The organism is Mesorhizobium sp. M0571 (genome assembly GCF_040320985.1).
Taxonomy (GTDB): Bacteria; Pseudomonadota; Alphaproteobacteria; order Rhizobiales; family Rhizobiaceae; genus Mesorhizobium.
On record NZ_JAMYQT010000033.1, the window covers coordinates 1 to 25695 of the forward strand.

The following is a 25695-nucleotide window of genomic DNA, read 5'->3' on the forward strand; positions in this document are numbered from 1 at the left end:
TTTCTGCTCATCTTCTTCGATCACTTGGTGTCCACCTATTTCGGTGGACACCTTGTGCATCAGAGCACTCAACAGCAAAAGGTGCGGGGAAATTCGCGCTTACCTATCAGCCGTGTTCTGCGCCCGTTGGGCTTTGAAAAAGGCTGAGTGCCTTGAGCCGGAACCCGTGCGCCGCTATGAACGGGAGCATCCGGGCGGACTCATCCATCTCGACATCAAGATTGGCTCGGTGGGGCACCACATCACTGGACGGCAAACCGGTCCCTCGGTAGCCGCATCCCAGCGTCCTAATGCACTCCCAGTCGTCACGTAGGGGCAGATGGAAGTCGCCACTCAATCATAACTTTTCTGACAGAAAGCTGCTTTCCCGGGGAGCGGCAGACAGCCAAAACTGACCATCTCCAGTGTCGGCAATCTCATTTAGGGATTTATTTCAGCTGTTCAGTGAGTACCTGCTCACATCTGTCCACAACAAATTGGTCTCGTCCACAGAGAGCATGGCTTGGCTACAACCTCAGCTTAACGTCCCCCGAATCCGCCACAATCCACTCGCATACTACATTTTGACCTTAGCGCCTTGCACTATCGTCATAACGTGGGTTTTCCGCAAATAAAAACTTTGATTTGTACCACTCACAAAGATCCGATATGGATGAGCTGATCCAGACACGTCGAAGCAATTTCTAGAAATCAATTGTTGATCCGCCTTTCAGTAAGTATTTCTGGCGCATCTTTTTTGGATGCCATCCGACAATCCTGCCACCGATCAACCATTCTATCAGAGCCTGCAGGTATGTGATTTGGCGCTAATATACACCTTCTAGTAGGCAGACATCCGCGGGGCGCTATCGAATCAAAATGAGGGATTATGGATGGCGACTCTGCACTACACCTCGGGTGGCTCCCCCACCGAAATTGCAACCGCCGGCTTCAATCTGGCTGACGTTCAATATGTTTCGCTGGTCAACGCGTTGCCGGATGGCATGAAAGGCCTGGTGTACCTCAATGAGCACGAGGGCGTAACCGCATCCTTCATCGAGAAAATGACCCCCTTCCTTGGCAATCCGAACGTGTTCGGATTCTATCTGGTTGACGAGCCCGATCCCACGGGCAGGTGGGGCACCTACGCAACCGCTGAGAACCTGAAGGCGGAATCCGACTGGATCCATGAGCATTTTCCAGGCGCCAAGACCTTCATCACCATGATGAACATGGGATCCCCCACCAATCCGGATTTTACCAACACCTACAATCCCGCCAACACGCATATCGATTATTTCGGATTAGACCCCTATCCGGTACGCACGGGAACGGACACGGTCGACTACGACATGATCGACCGAGCCGTGGCTGCAGCGGTGAAGTCGGGCATCCCGATCAGCAACATCGTTCCGGTCCTCCAGGCCTTTGGCGGCGGTAATTGGGAGACCTCCGACGGCGGCAGACAGGTCATGCCCACCCCCGAACAGATGCAAATCATGATGGATCATTGGGCCAAGCTGGTTCCGTCACCCGCCTTCGACTATACCTACAAGTGGGGAACGCAGAACGGCGACACCGCGCTTGAAAGCTCGCCGGAACTGCAAGCCTTTTTCCGGGAACACAACCTGATCGATACTGGGACTGCCCCTCCTCCCGCCGACACAAGCGACACCTTGTATGGCACCAGCGGCGACGATGTATTCCACGGAGCCGGTGGTCATACGATGATCGGCTATGGCGGCAATGACACCTATTATGTCGAGGATGTCCGCGACAAGGAGATTGAGGCGGCGGGCGGCGGTACAGACAAAGCACTTGCCTCCGTAAGTCATGCCCTTGCGGCCGGCTCCGAGATCGAGCTTCTCGCCACCAGCAATCAGTCCGGGACCACGGCGATCAACCTGACCGGCAATGAGTTCGCCCAGCACATCCAGGGTAACGCCGGCGCCAATGTCATCAACGGCGGCAGCGGCGCCGACAAGATGGCCGGCTACGCCGGTAATGACACCTATTATGTCGACAACGCCGGCGATAGGGTGTTTGAGGCGGTGGGCGGCGGCGCCGACAGGGTCGTCACTTCGGTGAGCCATGCGCTTTCAGCAGGCTCGGAGATTGAGATTCTCGCCACCAACAACCCGTCTGGGACGACGGCAATCAACCTCACCGGCAATGAATTCGGCCAGACCATCCAGGGCAATGCCGGCGACAACATCATCAGCGGCCGCGGCGGCGCCGATACGATGGTCGGCTATGGCGGCAACGACAACTACTATGTCGACAATGCCGGCGACAAGGTGATCGAGGCGGTGGGCGGCGGCTCCGACAAGGTGCTTGCCTCGGTGAGCTATGCCCTTGCAGCCGGCTCCTACATCGAACGTCTCGCCACCACGAACCCCTCGGGTACGTCGGCAATCAACCTCACCGGCAATGAGTTTACCCAGACCATCCAGGGCAACGCCGGTGCCAATGTTATCAATGGCGGACGAGGCGCCGACATCTTGACCGGTAACGGAGGCAATGATGCTTTCGTATTCAACAGCGCTCTTGGAGGCGGCAATATCGACAAGATCACCGACTTCAACAAGCTCCAGGACAAGATCCAGCTCGACGACGCCGTTTTTGCCGGGCTTAAGTTGGGTGGCCTTTCATCCGATGCTTTCTTTGCCGGCACGGCCGCGCATGATAGCTCCGACCATATCATCTACAACAGTTCAACCGGAGCGCTCTCTTTCGACAGCGACGGGATCGGCGGCGCAGCTCAAATACAGTTCGCCACTCTCTCTCCAGGTCTGTCGCTTGCAGCAGGTTCGTTCCTTGTGATCTGAACGACCCGGAACGGCGGACCTTCAATTCGAGACGGTCCGCCGCTTTATCTTTGTTCAAGCACCGGATTTCCAAGCGGAATGCCAGTTTTGGCTGGTGCTCTCCCCCTGAAGCTAGCGGGCGTGCCCTCCATAGGGTGAGCGAGAAACGGAGTGGTATCACTTGGTGAGCGTCCTCGGGGATAATCGGTGCGAGTAGGCTGCCATCCGAGCTCATCGTGATCGGCTCGTGCGAGCCCTCCCTACTATCGGAACCCACCCGCACCGAGCCGCCGTGGCCGACCATGAGAGCCACACAGGGCTCACGGTTCTCCTCGGGACAACGCGCAACCCCAACGACATTCGAGTTCGTCTTCCCCGATGAACATTCCGCGGTCGTTCCGGTGATCGACGAGAGGTTTTTCTGACGTCCGTTGTTATCCTTCACAAAAGTGGCGTGGATGGCCTGAGCTAGTGTCAATACTGAGATTTGGTGATAGCCCGCGGTCGCCAAAAGCGCTCAAAACGTCTGCGATTTGTCGCTACCTAGACGTCGAGCAGAGATGCGGAACTCCATTCAACTCGCGACCCTCAATTATGCGCTCGTAGTCGCCGAGGAGGGCAGCTTTCTGCGAGCGGCGCGGCGCGCTGGGATCGATCACACCGCGCTCAGCAGGCGCATACGCGATCTCGAATACGCGATGGGGACGAGGATATTTCATCGCCATGCTCGCGGCGTTGGCCCGACCCCGGCCGGCGAGCGTTTCCTGGAGCGTCTACGCTCCGTGCTGCTCGAACTGGACAATACTCTCACGCTGGCAAGGACCGGCATCCAGGATGAACAACAAAGGCTTTCCATCCGCTCCAACGGACTCATCCTGGCGGGACGTGCGTTGGATGCAATCATCGAGTTCGGGCAACGCTATCCAAACGTCACCACCAGCTTGATCGAGGGATCTCACCCTGAACCTGGAGGCGCTCTCGGTGGGGCGGAGGTCGACGTCACCGTCACTTCCTCCTCCCGATCTGCTGGCGGCGCGTTCGAACTGAGATTGTGGAACGATACCCTAGCCGTCGTTGTTGCTTCAAATCATCCTCTCGCAAGCAATTCCGTGATCGAGTGGTCGGAGCTAGGCCACGAGACGTTACTGGTGCGCAGGGGCGAAGCATCCCTGCTCGGCGACGCTGTTGGGAACGGTGCGCAGCTCCCCACGATCGTCGAACATTACGTCAGTGCGGGCATCCTTCTGCGCCTTGTCGGAAACGGTCTGGGAGTCGCTCTGATCCACGAGGGAGATGCCAGCAGTGTTCCCGAAGGTGCCGTCTGCCGTAAGCTGCGGATCGGAGGCAAGCCTGTCCAGATGTGCAATTTTGTCCGTTGGCGCCCGGACAACGCCAATCCTGCCCTGCCGATCTTCATCGCGTTCCTGCGCGATCGGTATTCGTCCTGACCGCCGTTCGACCGGAATGGACCGAATAGTGACTCCGGCCTCAGACTTCGACGGGCTCTGGCAAGCGTTCTACCCCTTTTTTATGAACCAGGTCAGCATTGGCGCTTCAGTTTTGCCGGATCGCCGACCATCTGTCTGGTCTCGCGGCCGAGCAATTCGCATAGTTGGCCAGATCGCGAAGACCGCCGCCAGGCGGTTCGATCGTGACCTAAACTAGCCGGTTCATCGGGAATGACGGACAGTTTCAGCTTGGTCATGACAGGTCTTTCGCCGCCGAACTCGGTCCGCACCAAAGCCTTCGGCGATGCGCACCAGGTCGCTGAGCGCTGAGCGGACTTGCGGCCAGGGAAACTCGGAGCATTCCTCCCATGCCTCGCCTTCGCGCAACACGGCATCGAGCTTGCCCGCCACGCCAGCGAGAGTCGTGGCAGGCATCCTTGAGAACGCTTCCAGCAGCTCCTCCGCCCGGTCGCCGGCCTCGCGCTCGGCCCTGAGCGTTCCGGTGTAGCCGATTTCGTCCGCAGCCTCATCCCAGCGTGCCTGATGCGCCGCGAATTGGGCTTCGGCCTTGTCGCGGAGAGCCGCCATATCGGGCGCTTTGCCGAGCACTTCGTTGAGCATCTCGATCGAATGGACCGTCACCTGCTCACCCTCGCCCAGGCGGACGGTCACGCAAGGAAAACCGACGCTCTGGACAAGCCTCGTCTCCAGGCGCTGCTGCCTGCCGCAAAGCCGCTCTGTCTGTTTGTGGGCTTTCTCCCATTCCCGCCAAAGCGCCAGTGCAGGATCAGAACGCACATTCGTACTTCCGGCGCCGCTTCCGGTCGCGTTGCCTTCGAGCGTCCGCGCGGTGGTGGCCGCGACTGTTCCCGCAAGCACTCGCCTCCGGGTGACGTAAGGCAGAGTCGTGGTATTGTCGGAATCAGCCATGATCCGAACTCCAATCAGCTTGGGTTGTGGTCAGGCTGACTAGAGTGTTGGCGCACTCTGGCCAGCCGCCGCATGTGCGATGCAAGTGCGGTGCACGTGCATATCTATGCGCCTTTTAAAACTGAATATCAAGCCGCAGAGCGAAAAATGACAAAAAAGCCGTTCACCACCCGCCTTGATCCGCCGGTGTTGGCCTTGGCGCAACAGCTTGCCGATGCGGAGCGGCGTTCTATCACCTCGGTGATAGAACTCGCATTGATCGAGTACGCGGAACGGCGCGGAATCAAGATAAGTTCGAAGGAAGGGGAATAGTCAGAGCGAGCTGTCGGACGCCGCCAAGGTACCGAGTTGGCGAGCACGCATGCGATCACAAGGAGCAGAAATCAGCCGACGGCCCGGCTGGCCAACGGGTAGGTGATTGGCACGCCTCCGGCCCTGCCCGCGCTCGTTCGCCACAGACATGCTGGCCGTCGGATCGGAGACCGGCAGGCGCACTCTTCTTACAATCTCATCCAAAACAGGACCGACAAGACTCGTTACGGTCGTCGATCTTGCTAATGCGGAACGGCTCACTGCCAACAAAATTGGCAGCACCGCAGCCGCGGATACGCCGCCGTTACTCCGCCGCGCCGCGTTCAGCGCGATTGTTCAGGGTGACGAGGTTTTTTGCCCGGGCCAGGCGATTGGGCTGCTCATGGCGATAGCGGGGTCCGATGTCCATGATGAGGACGGTCCCGGGCAAGAAGACCAACTCGCCAAAGATGTCTTCCGAGTTGATATCGCCCCAGCCGACAGGCAGGTGCAGGTCGCCTATACCCAGCGCTGCGTCCTCCTGCGGGAGGTAGGTCCTGTGGAAGCCCTGCGGGCGCCCGAAGGAGTCATGGACATGCAGGTGCCCCGCCACCGGCGCCATTGCCCGCAGCTGCTCGCGGAAATTCAGGCCGCGATGGATGGATTCAATATAAGCGTGGCTGAAATCGATGAGCGCCACCAGGTTGGGATGGCCGACCGCCTTCCCCGTCTGCGCCACCTCGGCCGGGGTCTGCCGGCACTGACCCGGTTCCATGGCGAAGAGGTTCTCGAAGGCGATGCGCACACCATAGGCCTTGCAGAACTCGGCAAGTTCGAACAACCGTTCGCGTTCGCGTTCCTCGGCACCGGCTCGTTCGAGACTCTGGTCGGCGCGAAATGCCCGCTATGCTGGACAAGGACGCGTGCATCGATCCGATCGCAGAGTTCGACCAAGGCCTTGGCCGCATCAATCTGGTAGCGGCAGACCGCCGGATCCATGAGGTTCGATGAGGCGACGCCGTGAACCGTATAGCGGAAATCGAATTGGCTGGTCAGTGCGACAAGCCTGTCGGCCCTCTCAGGGATGACACGGCCACCCGCTATCAGGTCGAGGGTCGTCAGTCCCAGTTCGACGGCTTCGACGCCCATATCGGCAAAGCTGCGAAAGTCCGCTGCAAGGCTCTCCAACCCGCCATTGGCAGAGATTGAATTGAAGCCTGCTGCGATGATGTTGCTCATATGCATTTCCGAGGACGGCCCGTAGGAGTTTCGGCGGGAATTCCGGGCCGATCCGGATCACCCCAGGTGAGATGGCGTCTGCGGGGTCACCGCTGCTGTCAGTCGGCGTACATCAACTCATAATGGGCCGCAATAACTTCGAGAACCATAAAGCGGACTGCTGGGGCCGGAGGAAGCTGTTGTATTTCCGCACTGGTGCGATCCGATACTTAACATATTATGTCACTTTCAATTGGGGGCGGGCGGCAGATGAAAGAAGAGAACGACGTTCAGAAGTTGGTGCGCACGCTGCGTGCTCGAGCACCTGATGACGCGGCTGAATTGCTTGGCCGAGAGTCTCCCGAGTTCATCCGGGACGCACTAAAGTTGTTGCCGGATGGGCACGCCCGCAAGGTGGCCGAGCATTTGCCACCGCATATGAGACCTGTCGAGCCTCATCGCGATGGCAAGGATTTCGTGATCCCCGATTCGCTCGTCGAGCTGATGGACCCGATTCCCGCCAGCGTTCCTGTGGGGACGACGGTAGCCGCCGCAGTGGAGGCCGTCAGACGCGCCCAGGTGCCGACCGAGCTCACCTACCTCTACGTCACGGACGTGGGCGACAAATTGGTTGGCCTGGTGGTCCTGCGCGATCTGATGCTGAGCGAACCGGACGCGACGGTGGATCAGATCATGCTGCCAAAGCCGTTCGCCCTTAACGTCGGTCTGTCCTTGAGCGACGCCTGCAAGGCGGCGGTACGCCGTCACTACCCTGTCTATCCCGTGGTGGACGCGGAGAACCGGCTGCTCGGGCAGGTTCGCGGCTGGCGCTTGTTCGAGCAGCAAATCATTGAGATTTCTGCCCAGCCTGGCCAGATGGTGGGTGTGCAGAAGGAGGAGCGTGCTTTTACGCCGCTGTTTTCAGCCTTCTTGAAGCGTCATCCGTGGCTGCAGCTCAACCTGCTAACGGCCTTCATGGCCGCTTTCGTGGTCAGTTCATTCACAGGCACGATCGAGAAGATCGTCGCCTTGGCGGCGTTCCTCCCGGTCTTGGCCGGGCAGAGCGGAAACACCGGCTGCCAGGCACTGGCTATGACGCTGCGTGGCCTTGCCCTGGGGGATGTGGACAAACGACCGAAGCTGCACCTGGTGATGCGGGAGGGCGCGCTCGGGATCGCCAACGGCGTGCTCGTCGGCCTTGTTGCGGCTGCGGCGATGTGGTTCTACGCCTCGCGGCAGCCGGAGTCGGCACCCCAGGCGCCCATGCTGGCATTTGTGATCCTGCTCGCCATGTCCGGATCCTGCCTCATGTCCGGAATCTCCGGCGTGCTGATCCCGCTGGGCCTGCGCCGGGTCGGCGCCGATCCGGCGGTCGCTTCGGCGATCTTCCTCACCACCGTGACCGATATTGTAGGCATGGGCCTGATGCTGGGGCTGGCCACCATGCTCGTGCTGTAGCAAGGCGCGTCCGCCGACGCGTCCCCGGGGAGATGGGTTCCTATAGGCTGAGCACGTCGCGTTCAACGAAATGGCAAGAGCCGTGCCGCATCGCGTACGCGTCGTCAGAAGCACCTGGCGGCAGCTCTCCGATCGCTTGCGCGGTGCCACGGAAGACCTTTGGATGAGCCGTGGGTGACCTTGATCGCTCATTCTGTGACCAGATACGCGCAGAATCGCGCAAACAATATTAATCTTGTCGGCTGTGCGATCCACGACTGGTGATGATTTGAGTTAGTTGCCGCTGGTGAAGAATACTTCAATTATATACAATAACGCTGAGAAGATGTTTTACCGACCAGCGTAGCCGAAATACGCATTGCCCCGATAGCTTGTTGCGCAGCTGCAACAGCTGCTAAGACTCGGATGGCTTGGTGACAGTTCAGTCGCCTTTTTTCGTCAAAGCGTGCTAACTCCTTTACACTAGTCGGGCTTGGGGTGGGTTCTCGGCATGCAATCCTCGTTTTCAACGATCTTCGGCTTCGCCGCAGCGCTGCTTTGTACCGGTGTATTGCCGGCCGGCGCGCAGGGTCTCTTTCCGGCCTATGACGATGCATTTTCGGCCCGTATTGCCAATCCGACCGACAATGGAACGCTCGCCCAATTCGTCACAGTTGCCGTCAACGCGGGACAATACGATCAGGCGATCTCCTCGATCGAGCAATATCTGATCAAATATCCCCGCGATGCGCGCGCCCGGCTTGCGGCCAGCCGGTTGTATTATCATGTCGGCTCCTATGAATTGGCCCGGCGGCAGGTGCAGTACGGCATCGAAGTCGGCGGCCTGACCGCAAGTGAGCAGCAGGAAGCTGTTCGCCTGCTCGCCCGCATCGAGCGCGCGTTGCGTGGCGTCACCTGGGAACTCGCCCTGACCGGCGGCGTGTTCAGCGCATTTACCGATTTTGAGCCGGGCGGGGCGCAGGACGACGACAGCTTTGTGTCGCCCTATGGGCGGGCGGAAGGCTTTGTCCGGTGGGACCTCGGCACGCCAAGTGCCGACGCTCTCGTCCTTTCGGGGTCGTTGACGGCGACACAGCGTTTTTTCACGGAAGACCTGTCGGTTCCGGGTAGCGAGAAGACTTTTATCCACGGCAACGCCGCGATTACCTGGGACAAGGGGCTGCCCAACAGTGGGATCGATTCGCTGCGCCTGCTGCTTTCCGCGTTTACCGTTACAGATCGTTTCGACAGCGATATCCACGAAACCGGCATCGGCCTCAGTGGACGCTTCCTCGTGCGTCCGACGGTCGAGACGACGCTTTTCGCCGGTGGCGGCTACATCGATCTAAGCCCCTCGCAAGGCATTTTCGCCGATAGCAGGGTTTTCTATGAGGCAGGCGGCAGCTACCGCTTCCGCAATGGCCAGGCGCTCGGACTGCGCTTTGTCGGCTCGAATGACTTCGCCTCCGGAGCTGGCGAAATCGGCCGCAGCTACATGGGCGAGGTCCGCTATGGCGGCCTGTTGATGAACGTACCGGATCTTTTCGCATGGTCGCACCAGGTCGCCTTCTCGGCCGGCCACAGCGACACTCCCGATCTGTCCGTCGGCATCGGCACAAACATCAAGAGCGACTTCTGGCGCATTGCCTCCGAAAGCGATTTCCAGCTCACCGAGGCGCAGAAGATCAGCGTCGATCTCGCCTATCGCGAAACCAACTTCGACATCGCCAGCCGCGACCGAAAATCGTTCGAAATGCTCATGAGCTACACATTGACGCTCAATTGAAAGAGGCCGCGATGAGGACCCCGTACCGTCAGATCGCCATTTTTGTCGCCTCCCTTGCCTTTGCGGCACCTTCCGCCGCTGAAACGGTCGGGTCGATGACGGCCTACCAGACTAACATCGTCCGCAACAACGGCGCGACAATGAACGTCGGCTCAGGCGTCGAACTCGGCGATCAGCTGCGCAGCAATCCCACCGGTCTCGGAATGCTGGTGTTCCGGGATGAATCGAGCGCCAAGATTGGTCCGAACACCAGCCTGACGATCGATGAATTCGTCTATAATCCAGGCGCCGGATCGGGAAAGATCGACATCGGGATGAACAGCGGCCTGGCCCGTTTCTATGGCGGCCAGGTTTCGAAAGGCGGCGTCATGCAGGTTGCGACGCCGCATATGGTGCTCGGGGCCAGAGGCGGCATCATCGAAGTTCTGGTGGCAGCCGGCCAGACCGTCGGCATACTGCGCGCTGGCCGCATGACCTGCACGATGAATGGCCACAGGCTGGTCATCACAAACCCGGGCTACGCCTGCACATCGGAAGATGGCAAGCTGCTGACCGGCTACGGCGGAATCGACACCTTCCCGATATTGGACAGCATCGCCCGGATAGCTGGCACCGGCCTGCCAGGCGCACCGGGTCCGGGATTGGACGTAAGCGCGATTTGTGCGTCGGCACTCGGCGGCTCGCTCAAAGTCTGCGAGTCCAGCGATGGCGCATTGCCAGGAGTGGTCATGGAGTTCCCCGACAACCCAACGCCACCTGTCGGCGGCGGGGTGGATAAGTGTGAGGGTGAGGGTGAGGGTGGCTGCTATCCAGACAACTGGTAGACCCGCCCGACCGGCATGAGCCCCTTGTTCGATTGGCGGCAAGCTGCCAGGCGCAAAATATCCGGTCTTGTGGTCGTGCTCCTGCTGCTCGCCTGCCATTTGGCTTTCGACGGGCCGCTGTCGCGCCTGCGTGAGCGTACCTACGACTTCTACCAGTTTCTGGCCCCGCGCCAGGCCACGAGCAATCCCGTCGTGATCGTCTCGATAGACGATGCCAGCCTCAAGGCCCATGGGCGATGGCCTTGGAACCGTGGCCTCTTGGCCGATCTGGTCGGTGGTATCACCGAATCCGGTGCCGCGGTGATCGGGCTTGCGCTGGTGCTGCCCGAGGCCGACACCTCGCCTGAGGGCATCGCCGGAGACAAGCGCCTGGCAACGGCACTGGCGAAAAATCGAACGGCACTTGCCGTCAGCCTGGGCAACGAGGCGACGGTTTCAGAAGCAGAGCCCAAGGCCGGCTGGTCGATCGTCGGGCAAGTACCCGACACACTTCCCGGCTTCACCGGCCTGACCGGCTCGCTTGCGGAATTCTCGAACGCTGCCGCAGGCCTCGGCGTAATTCGCACCTTGCCCGATCCCGACGGCGAACTGCGCCATGTGCCGCTGCTGTGGCTTCGCAACACCGCTCAAGGCGTGCAGCTGTGGCCGTCCTTCGCACTCGAGCTCCTGCGCCTTTATGCCGGACAGGACGGCTACATAGCCCGGATGAATGCCGCCGGGTTTGACGCACTCAGGATGGCCGGCGCCATTGTGCCGCTCGAGCCGCAGGGAAGCATCCGCCTCTGGGAAACCAGCACCGATACGCCGCGTATATCTGCCAGCACTATCCTTTCGGGCCATGGCGATCCGCGGCTGCGGGACGCCATCGCCATCGTCGATCTGTCGGCCGTGGGACTGACGCAGTACCTGCCCACTCCGACGCGTCCAGCGCGACCAGGGGCGGACATCCACGCCGATGCAATCGGCCAGATGCTTGCCGGGCGCTATCTTGCAGAGCCAACGCACGCACGTACGCTTGAGCGGCTCTGGTTTGTCCTCGGTGCCGTCGTTTTCATCGGGCTTTCCGGAGTGCTCGCCGGGCGTGTCGTGCTTGGTGCCCTCGCTCTGGCGCTGCTGGCCGTCACGCCCTTCGTGTTCGGCGCTGTCGAATACAGCCTGCAGGGCGCACTCTATGACCCGCTGCAGCCGGCGCTTGCGACGATCCTGGTAGCCGGCTTCGAAGGCTATGTCCTCTACAGGCGCAGCGAGCAGCGCCGGTCCACCCTGGCACGGCAGTTCTCCCAATATCTGTCGCCCTCCGTGGTGCAGCGCCTCGCAAGCTCGGACACCGAAGCAATCCTGTCCGGTGAGAAGCGCGAGATCACAATCCTGCTCAGCGACATACGCGGCTTCACGACGATGAGCGAACAGCTCGATACCCAAGAGATCGCAACGGTGGTCAACCATTTCCTCGGCATTGCGACCGATGAGATCCTCAAGCGCGACGGCACCATCGACAAGTTCATGGGCGATGCGGTGCTAGCCTTCTGGAATGCGCCGCTTGATCAGCCGGATCACCGCGAGCGCGCGCTCGACGCGGGGCTTGCCCTGATCGAGCGGGTGAAGCGCGAAGACACCGCCTTCACCGCGGACGGCCACCCCTCCATCGAAATCGGCGTCGCCATCGAGACCGGCATCTGCTCGGTAGGCAATTTCGGCTCCGAACGGCGCTTCGATTACACTGCGATCGGCTCGCCGGTGAACCGCACGGCACGGCTCGAGTCGACGACCAAAAAGCTGAGCATCCCCCTGGTGCTTGGTCCCGGCTTTGCGGCAGGAGCATTGATGCCGGTCGTCCAGGCGGGCGCCTTTGAGCTCCAAGGTTTCAAGGGCGAGGTGCCGGTTTTCACCGTTCCGGAGATGCAAGCCGCTCACCAACGTATGAGCCGCGAAGAAGGGATCCAAGATGGCGAGCAATCGCGGATCCCTGCCATTGTGGCTGGTTCGCTGCTGTCCCGGAAATAGTCCCCCCGATCTTGCAAGCGAAGCACACGGTGATCGGATCCAGCGGATCGCGGGGTCTGCTAAGAACTGGCTACCCGCTTGTGGAGGCCTGGCGATTTGCGTGGCCTCCCCCGGTTGGTCATTCGCCGCGCATGGTCGCCTGGAAGGTCGGCAGATGCTTCTTCTGCGCCTCCAGCATTCTCTCGCGATAAACCCCATAGATGACGTCGGTGTCGTGCAGTGTGACGCCGGCAATTGTCGGCGAGGCGAAAACCGGCAGCTCGATGCCGCGTTTCGAGAGCGCCTCGGCTGTACGGGCAATCAGCTCATGCGCTGTTTGCCTTCGTCTACCACTGGAACAGCTATCTGTGGCCGCTGACAGTTTTGCAGGGCATTGCAGAGGACTATCCGATCGTTATCAGCCTGAGCCGCCTGCTCAGCTACAACCGAGGTGCTCTCAACACCGGACTGGTGATGGCCGGCGCCACACTTGCCGTGCTGCCGCCATTGGTGCTCTTCGTCCTCCTGCAGCGCTTCTTGGTGGATTCGATCGTCGGCTCGGCGGTCAAGGGGTAGCGTCGGCGGCACGGCCGGCATTCGCCTGGCTGTCATCGGGACGCGCTGGTGCGCAGAACGGAGCTAAGCAGATAGCCGCGTTCTGAAAGCTATCAGTTCATCAGCGAGCCTGGACGCGAATACCCCCACCGCCTTAGCTGCAGCCAGGGCCTCAGAAGGGGTCTTGATGATACTGGTTATGGTGCTATATATGTAACTGTGCTCATCACCCAGGGAGCGGGATATCATGGCACCTACCAATGAGACCATTGAACTGTCGGGATTTGGCGCTATCACCGGAACGCCGAAGCAGGTTGGTGACCAACTTGATCGGCTAAGTGCGGAGCAGGTCATAGCACTAACGTTCGAGCATGGGAGTGAACCCGCTGTGCGCAGCCTCGCGGCCACGCTCGTCAGCATTGCGCCTCTGGTTCGTACGATCCTGATGAGTCACCAACGCGAGGCCATAAGCTCAATAATCGAGGCCCTGGTCCCTCACGTACCGCCCCCGCAGCATATGCTTATAGAAGCGCGGATGACGGCCGAGGCGAGAGGGGCAGTGCTGGAAAGCGGCGATTGGCTGACCGCTCCCCAAATCGCGACAATGGCAGGGTTCAGCACAAGCAACCCAAGTGCGCAGCCAAACAAGTGGAAAAAAGAAGGCCGGATCTTCGCAGTTCGGCACCGGGGCGTAGACTATTTTCCTGGCTATGCTCTGGATTCTGCCGCTGGATATCGGCCTGTCAAAACGCTCGCTAAGGTTCTGAGTGTATTGCACAGGAAAAAGGATGACTGGGGGCTCGCCTATTGGTTTGCATCGGTCAATAGCTTTCTTGGAGGCAAACGTCCGCAAGATGTGCTCGCCTCAGACCCCGAGCGTGTTCTTGCAGCCGCCGAGGATGAGCTGGTAGGCGCACCCCATGGCTAAATCAAAGATAGGACGGGAACCGCCGACTCAAGTTCCCGTTCCATCGAACGATTTACAGGGCACCATTACTCGAACGACCTGGCTGGTGGACCAAGTCATCCATCGCATTCATTTGAATCTCTATGCCGGCGCGCAGTTCAATCCAGGCTTCAAAGGCAACGCCCGCTTCAGCCCGATCAAGAATGCAAATGGGGCAAGTATCCCAACTCTGTACGGTGGCACGACCTTTGACTGTGCGGCGATGGAAACTGTCTTTCATGATGTGCCATTCGCAGCAGGCCTGAAGACCTACGACAAGGTGAAACTGGCGGGTCAAGTCTATTCGCAAGTGTCGCCACGGCGCGATCTGGTGCTGGCTGATCTGAGCGTCACGGCGCTTAGAAAACTCGGCATCAAACGCAGCCAGATCATAGACACCGAGAAGGACCTCTATCCCGCAACACGCATATGGGCCGAAGCTATTCACGCCCAGTGCCCGGATATCCAAGGGCTTTGCTGGATTTCTCGGCAGGACGACCGGGCTCTCGCCGTGACGCTATTTGGCGATCGAATTCCGGCAAAGATGTTGGTACAGTCAGGCGCGTCACTCGACTTGACAGGGGATCCCGAGGTCTATTCCGATTTGCTCGAGCTCGCCGATCGTATCGGCGTAAAGATCGTAGGCGTCGGCTTCTGATGCGGAAACATACGTGCCCTCAACACCGGACTGGTGATGGCCGGCGCGTCGCTTGCCCTGCTCCCGCAACTGGTGATCTTAATCTTTCTGCACCGCCGTTTTCGTTCATTCGATCATCGGCCCCGCGATCAAGGGATAACGTCACCGGCACTGGCAGTCATCCTGCCAGCCCTGCTCATCCTCCAGGAACAGTCCAACAGAGGCCGATCTATCCTGATTTGAAACAAGCCCCGTTACGCGCCCCATGATGTGTCGGCACTTGCGCGTAGTATCGGACGCATCCAGGCCGGTCCCTGTACGGCGGTCGAGACGAGCCTCTTCTTGTCGCTCAGCGACAGTTGGCGCGACGCGATCTGAACGACATCGGCGGCCCGCGAGGGCCCGAGATGGCGCAACGCCTGAACGACAGTCCCCACAGCACTCCCCGGCGCTATGAGGTGTTTGGGCGACGCATGGCGGAGGTCGATGATACGTTTTCCGAGCACCACGCGACGGGATGGACCATCCGTGAGATATGAGGCTCGGGCGGGAACTTGGCTGGTCAGACCGAGCGCATTGGCCGCGCGAGGGCCGGCGACCTGCACATGAGAGCCCGTCTCCCTGGCCAATGCCTGGGCAACGTCATCGGGCGCTGGGAAAAGGGGCCTAAGCTTTGGTTGCAGTTTCGGGAAATCGTAAAGTCCGCGCGCGAGACGCCGCAACCTATCGCTCTTGGCGAGGCGCGAGCGCGCCTGATCGATCGCGGACCGTCCCGCCAGGTCAAGAAAATCGCTGGGCGTGAAACGCTCCGCGTCCGCTGCTCCGGGCGCGCCTCAAAATCCGGTCCGGGACTGATGAAACGATGGTCTTCATGTGTCAGAAAATAGTGCATCTTTTCCTGACATTCGCCTTCGACGCCACTTATGGCCTGCTGCAGCGCGCGGGCAAGGATCGGATTCGGCGTCTCCACCCTGCCCGGGAACGCAGTTTCTTGTCGGTCTAATACCGTGACTGCAGCCGAACTTAAGTCGGACGCATTGTTCCGGCCGCCGTTAAGGAATGTGGATGAGCCAGGCGAATTGTGGTCGGCCCGAACCGATGGCGCCGGCGCGATATGCAGGTCCCTAGCTCCTGACTGGCCCGCGTAGGCCCCCGCTCGACGCCGCTACCGGGCTCTCACGTTCAGCTTTCGCATCTACCGGTTTTTTCTTGGAGGCAGAGGAACACAATGCCGCAATGGTGGTTCGGTGCCGGCAGCGGTGCTCCCTCACGTGCTGGCAGATCGGAGGCCCGATCGGCCCGCGTTTTCGAGAGGCGCGGGCCATCGAGGTAAGCAAAAGCGGCAGGGCAAAGCGTGGGCACCCGACGGATCGACAAGGAAAGATATGAGCGCTCCACAATCGCAGCTCGCACATTGACCGACTCCGAGCGTCTTGCACGCCAGGCGAAAACTGCGCGATTGCGCGAGCAGCGACTGAGTGCTGAAACATCGCCATCGAAGCCGATTCCTGCGGACGCGGAAACCAAGCTGCCCCCGAGAAACAAGGGCAAACCAATTCAGGCCGGCTAGCGACGAGCGCGTCCGGCGCTCATCGGGTGTGACGCGTCCTCACGGCCGGTCTGCCCACCCGCTCCCAGCCCACCCGCTGCCGTCTTGCCAGGACATTGAAATCGACGGTTATACTTGGCCAATCCTGAAGGGTGTTGGTGCGGATTGTACCGCGGCAGGTGAGATTGAATTATGCCAATTGTCGGGAAGGCTAAGAGCGCAGGCAATTTCAGCCCCTTAGAGCTGGCATTGCTTAGCCGCGTATTCGAACAGTTGAAGGTCGATGGTGAGCCGGAAGACCGACGGGAAGCGAGAGCCTCGCGTATCATAGCCAACTACATGGCCGGCATCGTCGATGAAGCAGAGCTCGTTTCTTTGTCTAGGCAGCCGCTGGGCCGGTAATTCACGGCTGCTGTGCTTCTCCCGGGACAATGAGCGCTCCCTGGTTCGGCTTTGAAAATGCAAAGCCGACTTTTCTTTGACAGCGGCGATCACGAGCATCTGCTCTAGGGCTGGATTACGAAGGGATTGACGGGGCGCGCCAAGCCGCTGTCCAGGGGTTGATAGGCCTGGGAAAGGAGGCACTGAAAGGTCTAGACCGGACAAATATTCTGGAAGTCCGGGACGAGAGCGGCCGACCGGTTCTGACGTTAGCCGGGGTGCTGCTGCTCGGCATCCTGTTCAATGTGCTGAACTTCGAGAACGGCCTGGGCTGGATTTCCCTCTCAGCCTATTGGCAGAGCGTCATCCGCGGTTTTTTTCTGCTGGCCGTTGTGCTCCTACAGGCGCGACTTGCCGGCCGATGCGTCTCCGCGTGACCTGCGTTTTGCATCGAAAGGGGCGCACCGCGCGTGTCGTGATCTGCGCCACAAGAGCTCTCCCCGCGAAGACCCGCGGCTTCCCGAGGGGGGCGAGGGTCGATCGGAGCGCACCGATCTGCAGCCATGCATGGGAGGGAAACATTGCTGCGGCCGCCGAACCTTGATTGTGACCTCGTGTTCCAGAACCTAAAGGAAACGGACGGAACAGCAATGCGATCAGTTCGCCAGGCCCGCAGCTCTAGGGACCGCTTTCGTGGTATCCGACGCGGCCGAAGTTTTGCTGAAGGATTGGCCGAAGCCCCGGTGCGACTCGCGGCTTGCTGCAATCGAGGCGTGCCTTGCCGACCTGCGCGGCGAAGGAATTTTAGACCTGTCGCCAAACATCCTTGTTGCGGCGTGGCTTCAAATGCGTACCGAAGGTGTAGCCCCTTTCATGTAACCAAATTGCCGGCTCGGCGTTTCGTTCAACGCCGTTGCAACGGTCCCGCCCACCAACGCAAGCTTACAGAACACGAATTTAGCGAGGCGATAACTTCTTCCACGAGCATAGACTGGCAAATTCATGAGTCGCAATTTTCTGGTGATCGAACCTGAGGAAGGCATTGCCGTGCTCAAGGGGCTTGCCTCCTCGGCGCGTATCTCGATGCTGAAACTGCTGCATGAGAAGGGGCCGATGAATGTCAACGAAATCGCCGCCGTGCTGTCGCTGCCGCAATCGACCGTCTCGACCAACATCCAGGTGCTAGAGGATGCGGGGCTGATCCGCACCGAGAACCGGAAAGCGAAGAAAGGCAATCAGAAAATCTGTTACCCGACGGCCGAAGAAGTGCTCGTCGTGTTCAAGGGCGAATATCGTGCGGTCAAAAACGACGCGATCGAAGTGTCGATGCCGATCGGGCTCTACACCGGTTTCAAGGTTACCGCGCCCTGCGGCCTTTGTTCGCCGGACGGCATCATCGGCCTGCTCGATGTACCGAACACCTTCCTCGATCCGGACCGCATGAAGGCCGGGCTGCTGTGGTTCACGCGCGGCTTTGTCGAATACCAGTTCCCTAACAATGCCAAGCTCGCCAATGCCGAGATCACCGAACTCGAAGTGGCGATTGAGCTGTCCTCGGAAGTGCCGGGCACCAGCGCCGATTGGCCCTCTGACATCACCCTGACGATCAATGGCGTCGATGTCGGCACCTGGACGTCACCGGGAGATTTCGGCGACAAGCGCGGCGTCTTCACGCCTTCCTGGTGGAAGCTCAAGGGCTCGCAATACGGCAAGCTGAAGAACTGGCGAATTGCCACTGACGGCGCCTATGTCGACGGCGTCAGGATTTCCGAAACCGGCCTCGTTGCACTCGATCTGAAGAGCCATCATTCAATCCGTATTCGTATCGGCGTTAAGGACGACGCCAAACGCCCCGGCGGGATCAACATTTTCGGCAAGGGCTTTGGAAATTACGATCAGGATATCCTGCTCAGGATCAAAACCGGTTGATATCATCAAACCGGGTTTGAAAAATAGTGCAGCAATTTCAGCTGCTTCCTTTCATTTTAGCCAAATCGACATCCAATTGTCAGACTTGCGGCTATCTCGCCACCGACGCTGAGAAATCGATTGGCACGACTGGTCTCACCAAGGATTTCGAAGAGAATTTATATATATTATCTGAGGCGACCCAGCTTACCTTGATGTATTTCATACTCCCAAGCTGCCTCGTCGCAGGCTTCGCCGACTGGCTATTCATCAGCCTAGGACATCTAGCCACTGGTTATCACTTGGCCACGATCGATCAGAAACGGCGACTGGCAACACCATTGTGATGAGCGAGCTTAATCTGTGCCGTCTTGGGTTTTGCCGGCGTCCGTCGGGCAACGCGACCTGGACGAGGTGGGTAGCCCAGCGGCTATGATCCTGGATCACGTTCTCTAGGCAACTCTGGAAAGTATGTGCCGATCCAAGTCGCACTTGGCCAGACCATATCGCCAGCGGTGGTTCGTCGTCTCGCGTCTGCTCTGGTAGAACAAAGTCAATTGCCGGCCTTCGATCATTACGGTCGAATGGCCATTCTCTCCTGGCTCGCCAGGATCAAGGACGGGGCCGACCGAGACATAAGGACCCTCTACCCTATCGGCGATAGCAAAGAAAACGCGTTGACGGCTTCCACGGGGGCCGTCGGGGAGGAAGCAGGTAGCGTTGAGAAGCACGCGGCCATCCGGCAATTCAACCAGTTGCGCCCCTTCTATCCCCCACTCGTAATCGGGGTGCTCGCGCGCATTGTGATGCGGCACGTCGAGATGATCGAGTATCTTGCCGAGACGTTTCCATGGCCCGAACCAAGAATCGGATTGGCTGCGCGCCAGATAGACATCAGGCTGAGGCACCCTGGTGAATTTGGGCATGCCTGAATAGACGATATAGCGCTTGCCTCCGATGATTGCGGGGTGGGGATCGTAGATGCCGTCCTCATCGGTGTCGGGCAGCGACAATATCGCCGGATTGAGCACCACCCAATGAAAGCCGTCATTGGAGACCGCGTGCTCGCAACGTCCGCCGGACTTCATGAATTCGGTCTGGATAAACATGTGGAAGACGCCGCACTCATGAATGACGCCGGGCGCCGCAATGCCCGATCCGGTTACCGGCAAAACGATCGCCTCGTGCTCTGTCCAGGGTCCATAAAGATCCGGCGCTGTGGCGTGGAGGATTTTCCAGCTCTCGGTTGTGACGGTGCCGCTGGAGCCGAAGACGTGCCAGAGCGTGCCGTCGAACACCGGACAAGGGTCCTTCAGATCATCCACGGCCTGCGGGTGAAACAACGGGAAGACGTTGGTTTCAAAGTCGATCTTCATTCACAAGCATTCCCGCGACCGTTTCGCGGGCCCCTTTCATTTGGACCGTCTGCGTGACTCAGCCGAATCGATTCGCAGGCCTTATTTATAACTCCGCCCATGAACGGTTGTTGAACGATTGAACGATTTCAACCGTTCTGTGGCAATGCGCCACATTTTGGGTGAGATCACGCACGGCGCGGGGCTTCAGCTTCTGGAGCGGCCATCATGTCAGCCGGATGCAGCGTCGTCCGGCTTGCCCTTCTCTGTCGAGCCATCGCCGGAGTGGAGCGGACCGCTGGCCTCGCCCGACACAGTTTGGCGCTATGGAACAACTTATCGGGATGGAAGTTATATAGATGGCTGCGAATTTCATTCGAAGCTGCCTTGGTTAACGTATGTTAATCGAGGCAGCTTGTAACTGCAACCAAGGATTTCTACATGGAAATGGCGGTGGGCACCCCCCTAACACCAAATATTCCTGTACAGTCATCAATTTTACTTTGCTTTTCCCACCTCCGATGGAATTTCGTATTCCAAAGACCGCAACACATTCTGACGCTCGCCTCAAAACAGCAGCAGCTAATTTATTTCGAAGAGCCGATCTTCGACGAAAGGCGCCACGCTTCGATGCGGGTGAACGATGTTTCACCTACGATCAGAATTGTGACGCCGATTATTCCAGTCGGCACGTCCGCGACCAAGGCGGATGCGCTCCAGCGCAGATTCGTCGACCAGATCGTCGCCTCGACGCCGCATGAACGGTTGACCGCGTGGTATTACACGCCCATGGCGCTACGTTTCAGCGACCATCTCGCCTATGACGTCTGCGTCTACGACTGCATGGATGAACTCTCCGCGTTCAAGAACGCACCCGCAGAGTTGAATCAGCTGGAAAAGGCGCTGTTCCAACGTGCCGATATCGTCTTCACGGGCGGGCAGAGCCTTTACGAGGCCAAGCGAAGCCTGCATCGTTCGATCTTTCCTTTCCCAAGCAGCATCGACGTTGCACATTTCCATCAGGCGAGAGAGCCGGGTGAGGACTCACTGGACCAGGCCAACATACCTCACCCGAGAGTGGGGTATTTCGGGGTCATTGACGAGCGGCTCGACGTCGAATTGGTAGCGCAGGCGGCTGCGGCAATGCCGGACGTGCATTTCGTCCTGCTCGGCCCTGTGGTCAAGATCGATCCGGCGAGGCTGCCCACGGCAAGCAACCTGCATTGGCTGGGCGGCAAGTCCTATGCCGACCTGCCACGCTATCTCCGGCATTGGAGTGCCGGCTGGATGCCTTTCAAGCTCAATGAGGCGACACGCTACATCAGTCCGACAAAGACTCCTGAATTCCTGGCGGCAGGACTGCCGGTGGTTTCCACGGCGATCGTCGACGTCGTACGCACCTATGGCGCCGAAGGCCTAGTCGACATTGTCGACGCCGAGGATGTCGAAGCCAAGCTTCGATCCATCCTGGCGCGTCCCCGCGATTTTCTGGTGGAGAAAGTCGACGCCTACCTCGCCGACATGTCCTGGGAGAAGACCTGGAATGCGATGGCGGCCCACATCCAGCGCGCCTACGCGATGAAGAGCGTCGTGCCGTTGCTGAGGGGAGCGTGAGCATGTTCGACTGGCTGATCGTCGGCGCCGGCTTCGCCGGCAGCGTGCTGGCGGAACGCATCGCATCGCAACGACAAGAAAGCGTCCTGATCGTCGACAGACGAAATCACGTCGGCGGCAACGCGTATGACTGTTATGACGAGGCGGGGATCCTGATCCACCGCTATGGGCCGCACATATTCCACACCAACGCCCAATCGATCGCCGACTACCTGTCGCAGTTCACCGAATGGCGGTCTTACGAACACCGCGTGCTGTCGCTGGTCGACGGAAAGCTGCTGCCGATACCGATCAATCTCGACACCATAAACCGCCTTTACGGCCTTAAGCTGACATCCGAGCAGCTGCAGGAGTTCTTCGCTTCCCGGCGAGAGACGGTGGAAGAAGTCCGCACGGCCGAAGACGTCGTCGTGAGCACCGTGGGCAGGGAGCTCTACGAGAAATTCTTCCGCGGCTACACTAGGAAGCAGTGGGGTGTTGACCCTTCCCAGTTGAGCAAATCAGTCACAGCGCGGGTGCCAACGCGGACCGATCGGGATGATCGCTATTTTGGCGACACTTTCCAGAAAATCCCGGCAGGCGGGTATACGCGCATGTTCCAGCGCATGCTGGATAATCCCAAGATCAAGATCATGCTGCAGACCGACTATCGTGAGATTCGCGACAAGATTCCGTTCCAGCGGATGATCTACACCGGGCCAATCGACGAATTTTTCGATTGGAAGCTGGGTCGCTTGCCCTACCGCTCGCTGCGCTTCGAGCACGTGACGCTTGATTGCGAGGAGTTTCAGCCGGTCGCCGTCGTCAACTATCCGCAGACGGAAAACTACACCCGCATCACCGAGTACAAGCATCTGACCGGACAGAAGAGTCCGAAGACCAGCCTGACCTACGAATACCCCTCGGACATCGGAGATCCCTATTACCCGGTGCCGCGGCCCGAAAACGAGGCGTTGTACAAAAGCTACGAAGCATTGGCAGCGGCGTGCCCACAGGTCTGGTTCGTCGGACGTCTGGCGACATATCGCTATTACAATATGGATCAGGTCGTCGGGCAGGCTTTGGCGACGTTCGCACGCATTCAAAAGAGCATGCCGGCAAACGGCATCGGGCAGATGCCGACGCAGCGCGAGGCGGCGGAGTGAACGATGCGCCGGGATTAAGCTGCGTTCGCGGCGACCGACCCGCAACAATCGAGGCGTGCCTTGCCCTCATCCGCGGCGAAAAGTCGCCAAGGGTCGCACGCCAGGCGTTCATCGCTGCGGCCACGGACGCCAAGATCTTTCTCGGCGGGCAGATTTAGGCTTACCGCGTAGCCGATGCAGTTAAAGCGCGGCGCAGTATCGGCGGGGCTATACCGCGCCTGCTGGCTCGTTTTCGAAAGCCTCGAACAATCGGCGCTGGCGCTCCAACTCGTCGGCAAGCGGCTTGTGAAGAGTGCGCGAGCCGTCCGCATGAATGGTGGAGAACAAGCCGACTTCGGCGTGGCGCGAATTGTCCCAACCGGGGTAGGCCGTCACCGGATACAGGCATATGCCCTCAATAGGTGCGCCGAGGCTCATCGCATCGCGCACTTCGTCGCAAACATAATGGAGCCAAGCCGGCCGTCCTGACCCCTCGGCGCCGGTCTCGGCAATAAACATCGGCTTCTTGTAGCGCTCGTCGACCTCGACCAGCATTTCCGAAAGCGCCCGGTATTCGTGGTGCCCCATCGGTATCGTTGGCCCATTCAAATACCATTGGTTGTGCGGATAGAAGTTGAGACCTATGACGTCGACAAGGTCCTCGCTGCCACCCAACTCCGGCTCCGCGCGCCCGACCAGCATGTCGTAAGCCTCGAACTGGCCCTGACGAGCATTTTCGGCGCGCCGCCGCTCGGCGCGAGTGCGGTCACGAGGAGCAATATGGATGAGCGGTTCAGCCCAGATGAACCTGCAACTCGGTTCGGCCTCCCGCATTGCTCTGACCCCGGCGATCGCTGCCCTGACAAGGTGGCGTTTGAACCATCCGCGCTTGTCCTGCCCGACGCGCGGGAAATAGCCGACCTCCACCGCCCACGCAAAAAACGAAATTTCGTTGATCGGACATACCAGGGGAGCCACTCCGGTGGCTAAGCGATGAACCCGAACAGCTTCCGCGGCGAAACGGACATAGGCCTCGACAAAGCCCGGGCCACCTTGGTCGACGTGGTCTGGCGAACCATAGTGGAAGATATCCCAGATGACCTGCACCCCGGCCGCTTGGGCTGCTTCGATCACCGACATCCAGCTCGACCAGTTAAAGACTCCCGGCGCTGTTTCGATCAAGTGCCAGCGCAAGCCGTCGCGGATCGTGCGAAGCCCAAGCTCGGCACAGCGGCGATAGTCGCCGCATGCATGGGTGTCATGTGAGGTCGCACGGATCAGATCAAGGCGCACCCCGTCGGCACGACGATGCGAGGAACACTCGAAACCACCCATGAAAAAGCTGTCGATGCCAGAAGGATCTGCCGCGGGCCGACGAGCCGGTTCCTCGTTCATACCGGCATCCTGACGGCCAGGGATGGCGCAAGCACTTGCGTTCGGCGATCGCCCATTGCCAGGTTCGGTCGGCTCGTCGATTTCGATTCGGCTGCCATCACGTCGACGTGTTGGCGTTGCCTGGCGATCACGGCCATGATCTCCTCGCGCAAGACGGAGACGAGATCGGGCTGGTTGCGGCTTCGGCGCTCGTAAGCCAACAGCAGTGCAAGCGCTCGCGCGCTACCGGCGCGCTGCCGCGGCGCTTGAAGATGTCGAGCAGGTTCATGCTGCCCTCCTCTCCAACAGCCGGTCGAGGAGGCCCCTCCGCTCGAAAGGCAGCAGGATGACCGGCAGGTCCTCGCCCTCAAGTCTTCTTGCTGCGTCGATATAGGCGCGCGCAGCGGGGTTCGTGTTTTCGCTGAGCGTAACCGGCGCGCCCACATTGGATGCGCGCAGCAGTACAATGCGGTTAGTGCCAAAACACGTGTGCTCGACAGGCAAGCGACAGAGGAAATGGCCAATCCGAATTCGCTCATTGCGCTGCTCAAGAAGATGCAAATTTCGGATTGCCACCCCAGCAATACGCGACCTCACGCGGCCTGCTGCATTGCCCGTTCGTTGACGCCAGTTTCGCCGAGTTGGGTGAGCGCCTCATCGGTGGCTTTTTCTTCTTCGAGAGTCTGTTCCAGAAGTGGGACTGCGTCTCTTAGGCCGAGCAAGCCCGCCCACGTCACAAGAGTGCCGTAGCGCGCGATTTCATAATGCTCGACGGCCTGGGCTGCAGCCACGAGCCCTGCGTCCAATGCTGGAGCGTCTCCGAATTCCTCCAAAATCTCCTGCCCCTCCTCGATCATGCCATCGATCGCTGGGCACGTCTTGCCCTGGGCCCTCTTGCCAAACGCGTCGAAAACCTGCTGCAGGCGCTCGATTTGACCTTCTGTCTCGGCTCGATGCTTTTCGAACGCGGCCTTCAGCTCTTCGGACTCTGCGCCCTTTGCCATTTTCTTTAAGGCGGTCAGAATCTTCCGTTCGGCGTAGTAGATGTCCTTCAGACCATCGTAGAAAAGGTCTTCCAAGCCCTTGGAACTGCCCTGTGATCTTCTCCTCGTCACCATTCTCATCTCCTGTTGAAAGCTATCGATGGATGTACGGCTCTAACAAGTCCAGTGCCTTGTTGTTCCTTCACCATGGCCGGCAATTCGCTTGTCCTGCGAATGTTGGAACGAACTGCTCAATCTTAAGTCGAGCCGCGTCTATTTTGGTCCGGTTAACCGATGTGAATGCGCATCTGAGAAACTTCCGCAATTAATATGGGTGAAGTTGGCTTGGAGGTGTGTCGTGCGACGGCGTGAAGATCTTATCGAACAATATGTCGGCACGCGCAGTCGCCGCCACCGCCTGATATCGACAGAGCTCGCCTTCAGAGCGCTGAGGCAAATCGTTCCGACGCCCTCGATTTCGGACCGTGAGCTCGAAAACATGGTCGCTGGCCAACGGTCAGTTGTGGTCTCGCCGTAGACTTCGATCATACCCGCTAATGTCGGAT

The 25695-nt window shown here is 59.5% G+C and carries 22 protein-coding genes and 5 pseudogenes; 16 read left to right on the forward strand and 11 right to left on the reverse strand.

The features are described 5' to 3' along the window. Positions 1-872 precede the first annotated feature (872 nt). Together NKI85_RS27660 and NKI85_RS27665 are read left to right on the forward strand one after the other, a co-directional pair. Positions 873-2807, forward strand: coding sequence for a calcium-binding protein (locus NKI85_RS27660; protein ID WP_352779147.1), 1935 nt, complete (start codon positions 873-875; stop codon positions 2805-2807). Positions 2808-3346: 539 nt separating this feature from the next. Continuing rightward, positions 3347-4234, forward strand: coding sequence for a LysR family transcriptional regulator (locus NKI85_RS27665; RefSeq protein ID WP_352779149.1), 888 nt, complete (start codon positions 3347-3349; stop codon positions 4232-4234). A gap of 222 nt (positions 4235-4456) precedes the next feature. Here the strand turns inward: NKI85_RS27665 and NKI85_RS27670 are convergent, their stop codons facing one another. Then, positions 4457-5164, reverse strand: coding sequence for a hypothetical protein (locus NKI85_RS27670; RefSeq protein WP_352779151.1), 708 nt, complete (start codon positions 5162-5164; stop codon positions 4457-4459). Positions 5165-5236: 72 nt separating this feature from the next. Between NKI85_RS27670 and NKI85_RS27675 the strand changes: the two genes are divergently transcribed. Next, complete coding sequence (locus tag NKI85_RS27675) at positions 5237-5476, forward strand: hypothetical protein (protein ID WP_352779153.1); 240 nt, start codon at positions 5237-5239, stop codon at positions 5474-5476. A gap of 304 nt (positions 5477-5780) precedes the next feature. Here NKI85_RS27675 and NKI85_RS27680 read toward each other — a convergent pair. Next, positions 5781-6694, reverse strand: a pseudogene (locus tag NKI85_RS27680) (sugar phosphate isomerase/epimerase family protein). 249 nt (positions 6695-6943) lie between these two features. Here NKI85_RS27680 and NKI85_RS27685 point away from each other — a divergent pair. The 7 genes from NKI85_RS27685 to NKI85_RS27715 all read left to right on the forward strand — a co-directional run bounded on the left by NKI85_RS27685 (position 6944) and on the right by NKI85_RS27715 (position 14862). Further along, entirely contained in the window at positions 6944-8131 is a 1188-nt protein-coding gene (locus tag NKI85_RS27685; protein ID WP_352779155.1) for a magnesium transporter, read from the forward strand. Positions 8132-8621: 490 nt separating this feature from the next. Then, positions 8622-9896 (forward strand): tetratricopeptide repeat protein, encoded by a 1275-nt coding sequence (locus NKI85_RS27690; protein WP_352779157.1) that lies wholly within the window; start codon positions 8622-8624, stop codon positions 9894-9896. 11 nt (positions 9897-9907) lie between these two features. Next, positions 9908-10720: a FecR family protein gene (locus tag NKI85_RS27695; protein WP_352779159.1), complete on the forward strand. Its 813-nt coding sequence runs from the start codon at positions 9908-9910 to the stop codon at positions 10718-10720. A gap of 15 nt (positions 10721-10735) precedes the next feature. Next, entirely contained in the window at positions 10736-12724 is a 1989-nt protein-coding gene (locus NKI85_RS27700; RefSeq protein ID WP_352779161.1) for a CHASE2 domain-containing protein, read from the forward strand. 363 nt (positions 12725-13087) lie between these two features. Beyond that, positions 13088-13279 (forward strand): hypothetical protein, encoded by a 192-nt coding sequence (locus NKI85_RS27705; protein ID WP_352779164.1) that lies wholly within the window; start codon positions 13088-13090, stop codon positions 13277-13279. Positions 13280-13505: 226 nt separating this feature from the next. Continuing rightward, positions 13506-14186: a hypothetical protein gene (locus NKI85_RS27710; protein WP_352527442.1), complete on the forward strand. Its 681-nt coding sequence runs from the start codon at positions 13506-13508 to the stop codon at positions 14184-14186. Beyond that, the gene (locus NKI85_RS27715) at positions 14179-14862 is read left to right on the forward strand and encodes an RES family NAD+ phosphorylase (protein WP_352779167.1); all 684 of its coding nucleotides are present in this window, start codon (positions 14179-14181) and stop codon (positions 14860-14862) included. Before NKI85_RS27710 ends, NKI85_RS27715 begins: the two co-directional genes overlap by 8 nt. Positions 14863-15095: 233 nt before the next feature. On the opposite strand, the pseudogene NKI85_RS27720 reads toward NKI85_RS27715, so the two are convergent. The 3 genes and pseudogenes from NKI85_RS27720 to NKI85_RS27730 all read right to left on the reverse strand — a co-directional run bounded on the left by NKI85_RS27720 (position 15096) and on the right by NKI85_RS27730 (position 16885). Beyond that, a pseudogene (locus tag NKI85_RS27720) lies at positions 15096-15714 on the reverse strand (DUF6088 family protein). Between the two features lie 7 nt (positions 15715-15721). Then, a pseudogene (locus NKI85_RS27725) lies at positions 15722-15828 on the reverse strand (manganese catalase family protein); the annotation flags it as partial. 799 nt (positions 15829-16627) lie between these two features. Continuing rightward, positions 16628-16885 (reverse strand): hypothetical protein, encoded by a 258-nt coding sequence (locus NKI85_RS27730; protein WP_352527438.1) that lies wholly within the window; start codon positions 16883-16885, stop codon positions 16628-16630. A gap of 17 nt (positions 16886-16902) precedes the next feature. Between NKI85_RS27730 and NKI85_RS37980 the strand changes: the two genes are divergently transcribed. The 3 genes from NKI85_RS37980 to NKI85_RS27745 all read left to right on the forward strand — a co-directional run bounded on the left by NKI85_RS37980 (position 16903) and on the right by NKI85_RS27745 (position 18700). Beyond that, complete coding sequence (locus tag NKI85_RS37980; RefSeq protein ID WP_502896242.1) at positions 16903-17208, forward strand: hypothetical protein; 306 nt, start codon at positions 16903-16905, stop codon at positions 17206-17208. Between the two features lie 256 nt (positions 17209-17464). Next, positions 17465-17650: a DUF982 domain-containing protein gene (locus tag NKI85_RS27740; RefSeq protein WP_352527436.1), complete on the forward strand. Its 186-nt coding sequence runs from the start codon at positions 17465-17467 to the stop codon at positions 17648-17650. A 123-nt stretch (positions 17651-17773) separates the two neighbouring features. Next, complete coding sequence (locus NKI85_RS27745; protein ID WP_352779171.1) at positions 17774-18700, forward strand: ArsR/SmtB family transcription factor; 927 nt, start codon at positions 17774-17776, stop codon at positions 18698-18700. 431 nt (positions 18701-19131) lie between these two features. On the opposite strand, the gene NKI85_RS27750 is transcribed toward NKI85_RS27745, so the two are convergent. After that, a complete protein-coding gene (locus NKI85_RS27750; protein ID WP_352527430.1) occupies positions 19132-20055 on the reverse strand; it encodes a glycoside hydrolase family protein in 924 nt (307 codons plus the stop codon). A gap of 645 nt (positions 20056-20700) precedes the next feature. On the opposite strand from NKI85_RS27750, the gene NKI85_RS27755 reads away from it, so the two are divergent. From NKI85_RS27755 to NKI85_RS27765, 3 genes are read left to right on the forward strand one after another with little or no spacing between them, the layout of a single operon-like run. Further along, complete coding sequence (locus tag NKI85_RS27755) at positions 20701-21648, forward strand: glycosyltransferase (protein ID WP_352779174.1); 948 nt, start codon at positions 20701-20703, stop codon at positions 21646-21648. Positions 21649-21650: 2 nt separating this feature from the next. Continuing rightward, the gene (gene glf / locus NKI85_RS27760) at positions 21651-22793 is read left to right on the forward strand and encodes a UDP-galactopyranose mutase (RefSeq protein ID WP_352779177.1); all 1143 of its coding nucleotides are present in this window, start codon (positions 21651-21653) and stop codon (positions 22791-22793) included. Beyond that, positions 22790-22951: a DUF982 domain-containing protein gene (locus tag NKI85_RS27765; protein ID WP_352527426.1), complete on the forward strand. Its 162-nt coding sequence runs from the start codon at positions 22790-22792 to the stop codon at positions 22949-22951. Before glf ends, NKI85_RS27765 begins: the two co-directional genes overlap by 4 nt. Before the next feature lie 49 nt (positions 22952-23000). On the opposite strand, the gene NKI85_RS27770 is transcribed toward NKI85_RS27765, so the two are convergent. The 5 genes and pseudogenes from NKI85_RS27770 to NKI85_RS27785 all read right to left on the reverse strand — a co-directional run bounded on the left by NKI85_RS27770 (position 23001) and on the right by NKI85_RS27785 (position 25264). Next, on the reverse strand, positions 23001-24167 hold the full coding sequence (locus tag NKI85_RS27770; protein ID WP_352527425.1) for a beta-glucosidase: 1167 nt from the start codon (positions 24165-24167) through the stop codon (positions 23001-23003). Then, positions 24164-24304 (reverse strand): hypothetical protein, encoded by a 141-nt coding sequence (locus NKI85_RS37985; protein ID WP_502896249.1) that lies wholly within the window; start codon positions 24302-24304, stop codon positions 24164-24166. Before NKI85_RS37985 ends, NKI85_RS27770 begins: the two co-directional genes overlap by 4 nt. Then, positions 24278-24435, reverse strand: a pseudogene (gene minE / locus NKI85_RS37990) (cell division topological specificity factor MinE); the annotation flags it as partial. The gene NKI85_RS37985 and the pseudogene minE, both read right to left, overlap by 27 nt. After that, positions 24432-24608, reverse strand: a pseudogene (locus NKI85_RS27780) (septum site-determining protein MinD); the annotation flags it as partial. The pseudogenes NKI85_RS27780 and minE, both read right to left, overlap by 4 nt. Positions 24609-24739: 131 nt before the next feature. Beyond that, the gene (locus NKI85_RS27785) at positions 24740-25264 is read right to left on the reverse strand and encodes a YciE/YciF ferroxidase family protein (RefSeq protein ID WP_352527424.1); all 525 of its coding nucleotides are present in this window, start codon (positions 25262-25264) and stop codon (positions 24740-24742) included. Positions 25265-25695: the final 431 nt, after the last annotated feature.

Coding starts and splice junctions, on each gene's coding strand:
- NKI85_RS27660 (WP_352779147.1), top strand. CDS start 873: ATGGCGACTCTGCACTACACCTCGGGTGGCTCCCCCACCGAAATTGCA.
- NKI85_RS27665 (WP_352779149.1), top strand. CDS start 3,347: ATGCGGAACTCCATTCAACTCGCGACCCTCAATTATGCGCTCGTAGTC.
- NKI85_RS27670 (WP_352779151.1), bottom strand. CDS start 5,164: ATGGCTGATTCCGACAATACCACGACTCTGCCTTACGTCACCCGGAGG.
- NKI85_RS27675 (WP_352779153.1), top strand. CDS start 5,237: ATGTGCGATGCAAGTGCGGTGCACGTGCATATCTATGCGCCTTTTAAA.
- NKI85_RS27685 (WP_352779155.1), top strand. CDS start 6,944: ATGAAAGAAGAGAACGACGTTCAGAAGTTGGTGCGCACGCTGCGTGCT.
- NKI85_RS27690 (WP_352779157.1), top strand. CDS start 8,622: ATGCAATCCTCGTTTTCAACGATCTTCGGCTTCGCCGCAGCGCTGCTT.
- NKI85_RS27695 (WP_352779159.1), top strand. CDS start 9,908: ATGAGGACCCCGTACCGTCAGATCGCCATTTTTGTCGCCTCCCTTGCC.
- NKI85_RS27700 (WP_352779161.1), top strand. CDS start 10,736: ATGAGCCCCTTGTTCGATTGGCGGCAAGCTGCCAGGCGCAAAATATCC.
- NKI85_RS27710 (WP_352527442.1), top strand. CDS start 13,506: ATGGCACCTACCAATGAGACCATTGAACTGTCGGGATTTGGCGCTATC.
- NKI85_RS27715 (WP_352779167.1), top strand. CDS start 14,179: ATGGCTAAATCAAAGATAGGACGGGAACCGCCGACTCAAGTTCCCGTT.
- NKI85_RS27745 (WP_352779171.1), top strand. CDS start 17,774: ATGAGTCGCAATTTTCTGGTGATCGAACCTGAGGAAGGCATTGCCGTG.
- NKI85_RS27750 (WP_352527430.1), bottom strand. CDS start 20,055: ATGAAGATCGACTTTGAAACCAACGTCTTCCCGTTGTTTCACCCGCAG.
- glf (WP_352779177.1), top strand. CDS start 21,651: ATGTTCGACTGGCTGATCGTCGGCGCCGGCTTCGCCGGCAGCGTGCTG.
- NKI85_RS27770 (WP_352527425.1), bottom strand. CDS start 24,167: ATGAACGAGGAACCGGCTCGTCGGCCCGCGGCAGATCCTTCTGGCATC.
- NKI85_RS37985 (WP_502896249.1), bottom strand. CDS start 24,304: ATGGCCGTGATCGCCAGGCAACGCCAACACGTCGACGTGATGGCAGCC.
- NKI85_RS27785 (WP_352527424.1), bottom strand. CDS start 25,264: ATGGTGACGAGGAGAAGATCACAGGGCAGTTCCAAGGGCTTGGAAGAC.